The following is a 10,816-nucleotide window of genomic DNA, read 5'->3' as shown; positions in this document are numbered from 1 at the left end:
TGACCATGCTTAACCCTATACAAACTCCGAGCATATAACCTGCACGTTACTGTAACATACAATTAATACACTCTTTTCCTATTATATATGCAATCATAACACCCGCCTTCATCAAGTACTTTCCCTTTCATAACCATTATCTTCATGCAATTCTCTTTCGCCCCCGTCATCATCTAAGAAAACAGCCATAAAAAAAGCCCTGATTACATCAGGGCTTTTCGCAAGTAAGGCTATATACAATTACATCTTCTCACAAAGCCCTCGGAGGAGCATCTCTGTAGAAATCTGTAATTATTAATAATTTCTAATTAGTTTTGTGGATGAAGTTTCGCAAAAATCCTTTCTGGAGTTGCCGGCAGTTCCGTAAAGCGAATATTAGTTGCATTTGCAAGAGCATTGGCAATTGCTGAGGCCGGACAAACCAAACTGCACTCACCAGCACCTTTTGCTCCAAACGGCCCTGTTGGATCATGAGATTCCACAATGATTGATTTCATAGGTGGAATATCTTCTGCTGTCGGCAGCATGTAACTATGCATATTACTGTGAGTCTGAACTCCACTGTCATTGTAGCGGATCTCTTCAGTAAGCGCATAGCCTAACCCTTGAACTACACCGCCTTCAATCTGCCCTTCAACGATCATCGGGTTCACGGCAGTTCCCACATCATGTGCTGCCACAAGATTCAGAACATCCACTTTGCCCGTCTCGGTATCCACTTCCACATCAGCAAAACATACATGCCAAGGCGGTGCATTCTTTGGAACTATCTTGCCTGTACTAATAAACTGCTTGTTTCGTACATGAGCGTGGTACGCGATATTTTCCAATGACACTTTGCTTTGCTTATGCTCTTTTACATCATCCAAAGAAACTACAGATGCCGCATCCGGATCAGAAAGAGATGAAACGAACACGTACCCGTCCTGCAAACTTACCATTTCAGGGGTAACATCAAAATACGGAGCAACATAGTCAAAGATCTGCGCACGTGCATCTTCTGCTGCTTCTTTAATAGCAAGACCTGCTGCATAACAGGTACGGCTGGCATGGCTGCCGATATCAAACGGAGTCGTCAACGTATCGCCAAACGACAACGAGATTCTGTCCATGTCTATCCCGAAGGCATCTGCCGCAATCTGAATCAATGAAGTGCACACACCTGTACCCATTTCAGGCACACCGGAGGCAACATGTACAGTTCCGTCAGACTGAACAGTAAAATACGCGTTGTCATAATCTACACAAAACGGCCATGCATTACTTACATGTGTTCCCACAGCCATACCCATACCACGCACTTTGTGCGGTGCTGAAGCCTTTAGGGACTCTCTCTTCTCCCAACCAATACTCTCTGACGCCTGCTTCATGCACTCGGCAAGCTCCGTGCTCAAGCATGGGAACGGCAGGCACCAGGGATCATTGACCTTCATAATATTTTTCAAACGAAGTTCGTACGGACTCATGCCCAACGCGTCCGCCATCATGTCCACAACCTGTTCAAGAGCAAAGTTCCCTTGAGGATTACCAAAACCACGCATAGCACCGGAGCTTGTGCGGTTGGTATATACGCTATGTCCCAAATAACGTTGATGCGGGATACGATAAATCGCAAGGGTCATTGCCCCGCAGACTCCGGGAAGTTCGGTTCCAAAGCCGCAATAAGCACCGGTGTTAAAAATCCCTTTCAAATCCAGCGCGTGGAATGTGCCATCCTTTTTTGCTCCGAGCTTGACGGTAACAGTAGCCGGATGACGAGTGTCTGATGCAATAAAATCTTCTTTGCGAGAGTATACCATTTTTACAGGACGCTTTGCCTGTAATGCCAAGCCCAAGGCGATGGCTTCTGCTAAACCGCTTAACCCGATGCGTACGCCAAAACCGCCACCAACATATGGAGGAGCAAGCACACGAATCTTACTTGCGGGAATACCGAAGACCTGCCCTAAAATAGCGCGGGAAGGATGAGGTGTCTGTGTCGTTGACCACACTGTCACATCACCGCTGCCGCTTACCTGAGCAACAGCACTCTGAGTTTCCATCTGCACTTGTTTAACAATCGGTAACGTAAAAGACTTTTCGATAACAACGTCTGATTCTTTCAGCCCTTTTTCTACGTCACCGTATGGAATCCGGATAATTTCACCCGGGATATTTTTTCCTTCCGGGGTACACCCTTTACCCGCATGCAATTCCGGAGCATTTTCGCTCATAGCTTCTTCAGCATCCAACACTGCCGGAAGCAACTCGTATTCTACCTCTATTAACGACAGAGCTTTTTCTGCGATAGCTTCTGTTGTAGCAGCAACCGCCGCAACTTCATCGCCAACATACCGCACTATTTCATCAAACAAATACTGATCCAGCACCCGTTCAAGATTTGAAACAGTTAGAAACATAGGAGCAGCCGCATTAAATAGATTCTTCGGGCCATTCTTATGCGTCATCACGGCTTTAACGCCATCTAACTTTTCAGCTTTCGAGGTATCAATAGAAACAATTCGGGCATGCGCATGCGGGCTGCGCAGCACTTTTGCATGCAGCATTCCGGGGAATGTCATATCACTGGTAAAAAGAGCACGGCCTGTTGTCTTATCAACACCGTCACGACGATCTACGCTTTTCCCAACCGCTCGCAAATTAGCCATGACTTTCTCCTTTTACCGCCGCTTTTCGAAGCGTTTTTGCTGCGTCTTCAATTGCCTCTTCAATCTTTACATAGCCGGTACAACGACAGATATTACCGGAGACCGCCTCCAAAATTTCTTCTTTAGACGGGGATTTGTTTTTATCCAGCAATGCCTTTGCCGACATAATCATACCGGGAGTACAAAAACCGCACTGAACCGCACCCTTTTCAATAAAGCTTGTTTGAAGCGGATGAAGCTCACCATTGTCCTCTACGCCTTCGATAGTTTGAATAGACGTTCCTTCAACACGCATGGCAGGCAAGAGGCATGAATTTACTGCTTCTCCGTTTATAAGCACGGTACAGGAGCCGCAGCCACCTTCACCGCATCCTTTTTTCGTTCCGGTCAGTTGCAGCTTTTCACGCAGCACATCGACGAACAGCTCAAAAGGGTCTACTCGGACAGACACCGGCTCGCCATTCAACACAAACGAAATAAGTTTAGTATTCATGAAACCTCCCTTTTACCCTTCCTGCGCATCCGCAATTGCCGCTCGTAATGCCCGTTCCACGCATACAGGAAGTACTCCTATGCGATATTCTTTGGAACCACGGACGGCACTGCTTCTAAACGTAGCCTGTTCTCTGGCCAGCACACCCGCCTGACGAATATTCTCGTCTGTAATATCTTTACCCATCAAAAAATCTTCTGCTGTCACAGCATGCTGAGGGCCTGCACCCACAGGTGCCATCAACAGCTGCACATCCTGAAACTGGCTGTTAATAACACGCACTTTCGATGAAACATTGAGCATCGGGAGTGACAAAGCTTTGCGCTGCTCCATACGAATATATGAAGAGCCTTCACCAGCTTTCTTCTTAGGAAACGAAATTTGTGTAACGATCTGACACGAACTGTTGATGCATGAAATACATATTCCTGCATACAACTCGTTGAATGGAATTGTCCTTGTCCCCTGCTCATCAACGACGGTTGCAGTAGCATCAAGGCAGGCAAGAGCTACAGCAGCATCCGCAGCCGGATTACCGTTTACAACATTCCCCACAACAGTTGCTACATTGCGAATCTGCAAGGAGCCGACCTTACGGCATGCATCTACTAACCCCGGAGCATGGTGCCGAAGCAACGTAGATCGAACAATCTGTGAATGGGTGACGCTTGCCCCGATAGAAATAGAATCATCGTGCTCAACTATGCGCTGCATACCGTCAATTGCACGAAGGTCTACTAGCTTATCTGCTGTAATCTTTCCATCACGCATGTCCAAAACAAGGTCTGTGCCCCCTGCAATAACTCTGGCGCGACCTTTAGACTCCGCAAGCATAGCAACAGCCTGTTCAACTGTTCCCGGGAAAACATAATCCTGAACCATATTGTGCCTCCAAAAAGGTAAACACGAGCAGCGGTAAAAAGTATTCTCCTTAGGGCTGCTGTTACGATTAAAAAAGATAAAACACCCATACATATATATTTAAATATAAGGCTGTTATAATTACTCTGTATAGTTTTTTGATTATAACCCCTTAACAATAAAATACGAACAAATTGTCGATAACAATCTGCTTTTACAAAGAAAAAAGGTGTGATCAGTTGTCACACCTTTTGAAAAAAATTCACCCTGCTTTTTATTATAAAAATAAAATTTCATGCCAACCCTCGTTTTTTTATGATGAATTGGCCTTATAAAAAAGGATTCACTAAACCCATTGATTTCAAACTGATAAACAGTACATCATAATACATACTGTTTCATAAATCTAAGCCAAAACAACGCACATGCCATGACAAAATCCAACGGACTGTCCACCGCTACTACAGCAGGAATCATCTTAGCTGCCGGAACAGCGTCACGAATGGGAAACGACAAACTTCTATTACCATTCAAAGGCTTACCGCTGGTACAGCATGTTGTGAATGCTGCCCGCAATTCACACTTATCATCTGTCACCGTTGTTCTTCCTGAACATTCAAGACTTGAAGAACATCTGTCGCTTACGGGTTGCACTGTCGCTTACAGCATCAACAGGAAAGATGGGCAGGCAGAATCTCTGAAAACAGGATTACAGAATATCCCGCCGCAAATGCAGGGAGTCATGGTGCTGTTAGGAGACCTCCCTCTCATCAGAACCGCAACAATCAATCACCTGCTAACAGTTTTTTCTAACTCCCCAGACCATTGGATCATTCCTCGCCACCAAGCAATACGGGGGAATCCGGTAACTATTCCATCAAGCTACTTCACAAAAATACTGAATCTGAGTGGAGATACTGGAGCACGACCACTTCTTACCCTGTCAGACACGCCTAAACGTATGGTTGAACTAGATGATGTCGGCCCTTTTTTTGATATTGATACTCCTCAGCAGTATGCAATGCTTCTGAATAACTACGAATAGAATGAGCAACATATGACAAAATCCCCTACCATATTGATACGAGGAGCCGGCGATCTGGCAACCGGTGTTGCAATACGCCTTTACCGTGCCGGTCTACGTAATATTATTATGCTGGAAACAGCAGAGCCCCTTGCTGTTCGACGTACAGTCGTTTTTTCAGAAGCAGTGTATAACCGCACGGCATCCGTTGAGGAAGTGACAGCCACCAGCTGTACAACTCAAAAGCAAATAAATCCCATCTGGAACACAGGTGGAATTCCCCTGTTTTGCGACCCTGCCGGAAGCATGATTGAGGCACTACAGCCAGATGTAGTAATTGACGCGATCATCGCCAAAAAAAATATTGGAACCCATATGGATATGGCTCCAACCGTCATTGGACTTGGTCCCGGTTTTACCGCGGGAAAAGATGTTCATGCCGTAGTTGAAACAAAACGGGGACACTATCTGGGAAGAACCATTACCGAAGGTTCTGCCATCCCCAATACAGGCATCCCGGGCTCTGTAAACGGGTTCACAAAAGAACGGGTTCACTGGGCGACAGAGGCTGGCACTTTCACAACGACCAATCATATCGGTAATCATATTCTTAAAAGCGACCTTGTCGGGTATATCAACGATACCCCTGTGCGAGCTTCTATTTCAGGAGTCTTACGCGGTCTTCTTCCCAATAACACGAGTGTAAAAAAGGGAACCAAAATAGCCGACATCGACCCTCGCAATATTCCTTCGTATTGTGATGAAGTGTCAGACAAAGCACTCGCCGTAGGTGGTGCTGTGCTTGAAATACTATGCGCCCGTCTACTGACTGCGGAGTAAGCAGTGCAGGATAGCTCTTCTCTCAACAATATTTTTCCTGTTCCCCCGACCATGATTACACTCATCGGTGCAGGTGGAAAAACATCCATCATGTATTGGCTTGCTCAACATTTTTCCAAAGCAGGTAAACGTATAATAGTCACAACAACTACTAAGATGTTTCCTCCCAAAAACGGAACAACTGTTCTGCAAAAACATTCACCGGACTTCTTTACTGAGATAAACAACGCACTGACTTCATACCCCCTTGTAACAGTCGCGGAATCATTCAATCCAGATTGCAAAAAATTGATCGGACTTTCTAAACAAACCATCTCGAAGCTATGTCAGGCCGGCATTGCTGACTGTATACTTGTCGAAGCAGACGGTGCTGCACGCAAGCCCCTCAAAGCTCCAAACACACGGGAACCCGTTATTCCTGCCGAAACAAATATCTGTATAGGAGTAATGGGGCTTGATGCCGTATTTTCCCCACTCACAGAAGAAAATGTTCATCGCTCTGTCCTGTTTTCAAAGTGCACGGAATGCATGCCTGAGACGCAAATCCTCCCCGAACATCTGATCGCGCTTGCAGACCATCCCAATGGCTTATTTCAATTCTGCCCTTCCACCGCCTCCCGCTATGTATTCCTCAATAAAGCCGACCTCACTGGCGCAAAGCACATAATTAACGACTTGCGCTCACAATTACGAAACGCTAATGGCGCTCCCTCATGGTATTCTTGTTCTGTTCTTGCAAACCATATCAATCCAATATGATACGTCCCAAGATACCCATCCATAAAAAAAGCCCTGTGAATATACCACAAGGCTTTCTATCGTTTCTATTTTATGACGAAAACAATATCTACGAGCAACATCGCTCCGCCCACAAGCTGGCTCCATAGGCACCGCACATATCAGGCTCCTCCGCAACGCACAGTATTCCCTGTTCACCGCAGTCTTCCTGCAATAATTTACGGATACAGGCATTGTTTGCAACACCGCCTGAAAACACAAGAGGAAATGCCAGCCCAACTCTTTTCAGCATAGTGCTTGTTCGGCGAACAACTGAAGTGTGAAGTGCTAACGCGATATCTTCCGGTAACGCTCCCTGAGCCATCAAAGAAGTTGCTTCAGTTTCCGCAAAAACCGTACACATGCTGTTAATAACTGGAGGATTACTCCCCTTCAACGCATATGCACCAAACTCTTCAATGCTAATTTGAAATACGTTTGCAGTGTATTCCAAAAACTTCCCTGTTCCCGCGGCGCAACGGTCGTTCATTTCAAAACGAAGGACACCGCCTTTGGGGTTCAATGAAATTGCCTTGGTGTCTTGTCCTCCTATGTCGAGAACAGTACGAGCATCCGGAAACAACGCATGCGCACCAAGTGCGTGCGCTTTAATCTCGGTTATGGCTTCAACTCGATACGGTAACCCAAGCGTTTTCACCAGTTCCCGTCCGTACCCTGTGGCAACAAGACACTCTGGCGAATATCCTTCAAGCAACTTGCGACACTGCTCAAGAGGAGAAAACGTGGTCGGCAACTGCGCCCTGTGAATAACGGTTCCCTCTTTCTGCAACACAAGCTCTGTCGAGCGGGAACCTATATCAATGCCGGCAAACATAGTTAATCCAACATCTCTACAAAAGCTTCCACACGTGTTTTCAACTGCTCAACATCTTCCATGCTGTAGCCAGTTTCTACACTCAACATAGGGATGCCTTTTTCAGAAAGCACATTCTGCAACTTAATAGCTTCATGAGCATATGGCTGACAAAAAGACAAAGCGTAATGGACAACACCGTCTGCTTTCAACTCAGAAACCATATTCTCTACGTTGACCATACGTTCGTCGTTCGGAGTAAAACACGCACAGTCAATCTTCATATAACGGTCAACAAGAGCATCAAGCATCTCGTCCATACAGTCACCAGATTCATCCACGAGATCACGGATATTTCTGGAGCCGATGCACGACTCTTCACCAACGATCACAGCATTTGAACTTTCCATAACATACGGCAATTTCCAGTTTGGTACTGCCATCGGGCAACCGGAAAGGAGCAGACGTTTAGTGCCGGAAGGAACCACACCTTCCCCTTGTGCAATACGTTCTTCAATCTGATCACAGAGCGTATTAATTGACTGGGTAAAACGCACCGGATCGTCATAAAATGAGACCTGATTAATAAGCAAAGCATCACGGCCAGAAATAGGAGCCGGATCAGCTGCACGTAAACGAGACAATCTCTGCAATGCCTTTCGCTTTTCGTTTACGATAGCAATGGACTTGCGCAAATTCTCAACAGTAATTTCAACACCTGTCAGTTCTTCCAAAGCAGCCTTGTATCGAAGCACTTCTGATTTAAAAAGTTGTTTCGCATCATCAGTTTTAGTCTGCGGAACTTCCATAACATGCATTGGAACAAGCTTACCGAACGCTTCGTATGCCTTTTTCTTTCCATCACAGGTTGTTTCACCAACAACCAAATCACAAGATTCTGTAAACGGACACAGACGGGCAAGTTTAAACCCAATGAATGATTTAATCAGTGCGCATGTGTTTCGAGGTACTAACTTCTCTGCCTCGTCAGTGCCGGCATCTGCACCGGAACATAATCCTACATGCACTGCATTTGCAGCCAATGTTAACTCTTCCGGTACAAAAACACAGAATGTACCGATAATTTTTTTACCGGTGGCTTTTGCGTCCTGAAGTTCTTTAATTCGCAAGCCATGTACCTCTGACAAAACAAAGTCGAGGTACTCCATTCCTTTCAGTCTATTTTCCTGTGAAAGATAAATATCCCCGTAGAATTTTCCTAAAACTTCCAACAATCCATCATGTGCAGAAATATCAAGATTTAACTTTTCCCACATCTCGGTATGTGCAGCGTCGCTCATCGTAACCTCCTAAAATTGAAATAATTACGTATACACACGCCTAAAGGGATAAACAAATTGATAAAAACAATCCTGTTATGAAAAATTCATTATAAAACCTGATAGATACTCCAACCTGCCCTTTTACCCCGTCTTTAAAAATACGCTTATCAATACAGCGGGGGTAACCAAAAATAAAAACGGTAAGAGCCAATCCTGATTTCTTGGCTCTTACCGTTTTTTGTCAATTTTTCCTGTCTGTGCCTTCTAAATTTTCAAAAAAAATTCTTCGAGACATAAAAAAATCTACAAATATGTATCGTAAGACATATTGAGACACTTATAGACACACCACCCCATTGATAAACACGATAGCAACAATAAAAAACTATAGTCGCGCTCATTACACTAAATGAAAGCTAATACTCACTCCGCCTCTCAGGCTGATAACCACCAATTTTATCCATTGCTACAGTTTTTTTGATGTAGAAATAAAGAAATTATATAAACACCACGCAGAACTGACCGCTATACACACTCTTTTACTACAAAAGAAACCGTTTTCACTACATCAATACATTACTACAACATTTACTACTACAAATTATCCCTTTTTTTTATTTAACTTTCTTGAACACTAGACCCGATGTATACGGTTACACATTTTTTGTAAAAAAAATAATATTACGGCAATGTGACAAAGTGTTGACAAAAGCGTTGCAACATCGGTTTTTTTCTAGTAGCTCCACCTTCTGCATTGACACAAAAAGTCAAATGTAAACTTTTAGTTGCCAACTTTATTCATTAATTGCTGCTCTATACCTTTAACCTATTTGGAGAGAGAGGATGATTGGTATTTTCAAGCCGGCACCGCACATTGCACGCGTGCCTGAAGAGCGAGTTGATGCTGAATACAAAAGAAACAAAATGAAGGTGTTTCTTGGTATTTTCATCGGTTACGCTGCGTACTACCTTGTACGCAAAAACTTTGCACTTGCTATCCCTGATATTCTTAAAGAATACCCGGAATACTCAAAAGCTATGCTTGGTACTGCAATGACTGGTTTGTCTATTGCGTACGGTGTATCTAAATTTATTATGGGTTCTATCTCTGACAGAAGTAACCCTAAGTACTTCCTTCCATGTGGCCTCCTTCTTTCCTGTGCCATTCTTGCCTTTACCGGCTTGAACAAATGGGTATTTGAAAGTGTAACCCTCATGGTAGTACTCATGACACTGAACGGCTGGGTTCAGGGTATGGGTTGGCCTCCATGTGGTAAAACCATGGTTCACTGGTACTCAACTAAAGAGCGCGGCATGACTGTTGCTGTCTGGAACGTAGCTCACAACATCGGCGGCGCATTAGTTGCTAACCTCGCGTTCCTCGGTGTTATGATGTTCAACGACTGGGCTGCTAAATTCTACTTCAACGCATTTATTGCTGCCGGTCTCGCTCTGCTCGTTTTCCTTCTTATGCGTGACACTCCTCAGTCCTGCGGTCTTCCTAGTGTTGAAGAATACCGTAACGACTACCCTGAAGGATACGACGCTAAGAAACACGAAGAGACCTTTACTTTCAAAGAAATCTTCTTCGAACACATTCTTACTAACAAATACCTCTGGGCAATCGCTATTGCGAACGCATTCTGCTACTTCGTGCGTTACGGCGTAGTTGACTGGATTCCTACCTACTTGCAGGAAGTTAAAGGTTACTCCTTTAAAGAATCTTCCATTGCATGGTCACTCTTCGAATATGCAGCTATTCCTGGCACCATCGTGTGTGGCTGGATGTCTGATAAAATCTTCAAAGGTAAACGTGCTCCGGCTACCATGCTCTTCATGGCGCTGACCCTTATCTTTGTTGTAGTTTACTGGTTCAACCTCAGCGGTCCAAAATGGATCGACTACGTTGCACTCGTTGCTATCGGCTTCCTCGTATACGGCCCAATCATGATCATTGGCCTTCACGCACTTGACCTCGTACCTAAAAAAGCTGCTGGTACCGCTGCCGGCTTCACAGGCTTCTTCGGTTACGTATTCGGTTCAGCTATTGCTGGTTCCGGTGTAGGTTGGATTGCG

At 44.8% G+C, this 10,816-nt stretch carries 9 protein-coding genes; 4 read left to right on the top strand and 5 right to left on the bottom strand.

Annotated features, from left to right (window positions below; all coding sequences use genetic code 11):
* Positions 1–308: 308 nt before the first annotated feature.
* Genes QZY95_RS01675 through QZY95_RS01665 form a run of 3 tightly spaced genes read right to left on the bottom strand, consistent with a single transcriptional unit; the run spans position 309 to position 4,023 of the window.
* Complete coding sequence (locus QZY95_RS01675) at positions 309–2,648, bottom strand: molybdopterin cofactor-binding domain-containing protein (RefSeq protein ID WP_290918516.1); 2,340 nt, start codon at positions 2,646–2,648, stop codon at positions 309–311.
* Positions 2,641–3,141, bottom strand: a complete 501-nt coding sequence (locus QZY95_RS01670; RefSeq protein WP_290918512.1) for a (2Fe-2S)-binding protein — start codon at positions 3,139–3,141, stop codon at positions 2,641–2,643. Before QZY95_RS01670 ends, QZY95_RS01675 begins: the two co-directional genes overlap by 8 nt.
* Positions 3,142–3,153: 12 nt before the next feature.
* On the bottom strand, positions 3,154–4,023 hold the full coding sequence (locus QZY95_RS01665; protein ID WP_290918509.1) for an FAD binding domain-containing protein: 870 nt from the start codon (positions 4,021–4,023) through the stop codon (positions 3,154–3,156).
* A gap of 409 nt (positions 4,024–4,432) precedes the next feature.
* On the opposite strand from QZY95_RS01665, the gene QZY95_RS01660 reads away from it, so the two are divergent.
* Genes QZY95_RS01660 through yqeC form a run of 3 tightly spaced genes read left to right on the top strand, consistent with a single transcriptional unit; the run spans position 4,433 to position 6,625 of the window.
* Entirely contained in the window at positions 4,433–5,047 is a 615-nt protein-coding gene (locus tag QZY95_RS01660; protein ID WP_290918506.1) for a nucleotidyltransferase family protein, read from the top strand.
* A 12-nt stretch (positions 5,048–5,059) separates the two neighbouring features.
* Complete coding sequence (gene yqeB, locus QZY95_RS01655; protein ID WP_290918503.1) at positions 5,060–5,866, top strand: selenium-dependent molybdenum cofactor biosynthesis protein YqeB; 807 nt, start codon at positions 5,060–5,062, stop codon at positions 5,864–5,866.
* A 3-nt stretch (positions 5,867–5,869) separates the two neighbouring features.
* A complete protein-coding gene (yqeC, locus tag QZY95_RS01650; protein ID WP_290918500.1) occupies positions 5,870–6,625 on the top strand; it encodes a selenium cofactor biosynthesis protein YqeC in 756 nt (251 codons plus the stop codon).
* A gap of 88 nt (positions 6,626–6,713) precedes the next feature.
* On the opposite strand, the gene QZY95_RS01645 is transcribed toward yqeC, so the two are convergent.
* Positions 6,714–7,478 carry an acyl-CoA dehydratase activase gene (locus tag QZY95_RS01645; RefSeq protein WP_290918498.1) on the bottom strand — a complete coding sequence of 255 codons (765 nt, stop codon included), beginning with the start codon at positions 7,476–7,478 and terminating at the stop codon, positions 6,714–6,716.
* 2 nt (positions 7,479–7,480) lie between these two features.
* Complete coding sequence (locus tag QZY95_RS01640; protein WP_290918495.1) at positions 7,481–8,758, bottom strand: double-cubane-cluster-containing anaerobic reductase; 1,278 nt, start codon at positions 8,756–8,758, stop codon at positions 7,481–7,483.
* 825 nt (positions 8,759–9,583) lie between these two features.
* Here QZY95_RS01640 and pgtP point away from each other — a divergent pair.
* Positions 9,584–10,816 (top strand): phosphoglycerate transporter protein PgtP (gene pgtP, locus QZY95_RS01635; RefSeq protein ID WP_290918492.1); only part of this gene is annotated, 1,233 nt, incomplete at its 3' end.

This window comes from Halodesulfovibrio sp. (assembly GCF_015482765.1).
GTDB lineage: Bacteria > Desulfobacterota > Desulfovibrionia > Desulfovibrionales > Desulfovibrionaceae > Halodesulfovibrio.
The sequence above is the reverse complement of the archived record's forward strand: the minus strand, read 5'-3'. Positions and strand labels throughout refer to the sequence as shown.

Bases quoted from the DNA above. Each gene is read 5' to 3' on its own strand.
- QZY95_RS01665 (WP_290918509.1), bottom strand. From the start codon at position 4,023: ATGGTTCAGGATTATGTTTTCCCGGGAACAGTTGAACAGGCTGTTGCT.
- QZY95_RS01660 (WP_290918506.1), top strand. From the start codon at position 4,433: ATGACAAAATCCAACGGACTGTCCACCGCTACTACAGCAGGAATCATC.
- QZY95_RS01645 (WP_290918498.1), bottom strand. From the start codon at position 7,478: ATGTTTGCCGGCATTGATATAGGTTCCCGCTCGACAGAGCTTGTGTTG.
- QZY95_RS01640 (WP_290918495.1), bottom strand. From the start codon at position 8,758: ATGAGCGACGCTGCACATACCGAGATGTGGGAAAAGTTAAATCTTGAT.
- QZY95_RS01675 (WP_290918516.1), bottom strand. From the start codon at position 2,648: ATGGCTAATTTGCGAGCGGTTGGGAAAAGCGTAGATCGTCGTGACGGT.
- yqeB (WP_290918503.1), top strand. From the start codon at position 5,060: ATGACAAAATCCCCTACCATATTGATACGAGGAGCCGGCGATCTGGCA.
- QZY95_RS01670 (WP_290918512.1), bottom strand. From the start codon at position 3,141: ATGAATACTAAACTTATTTCGTTTGTGTTGAATGGCGAGCCGGTGTCT.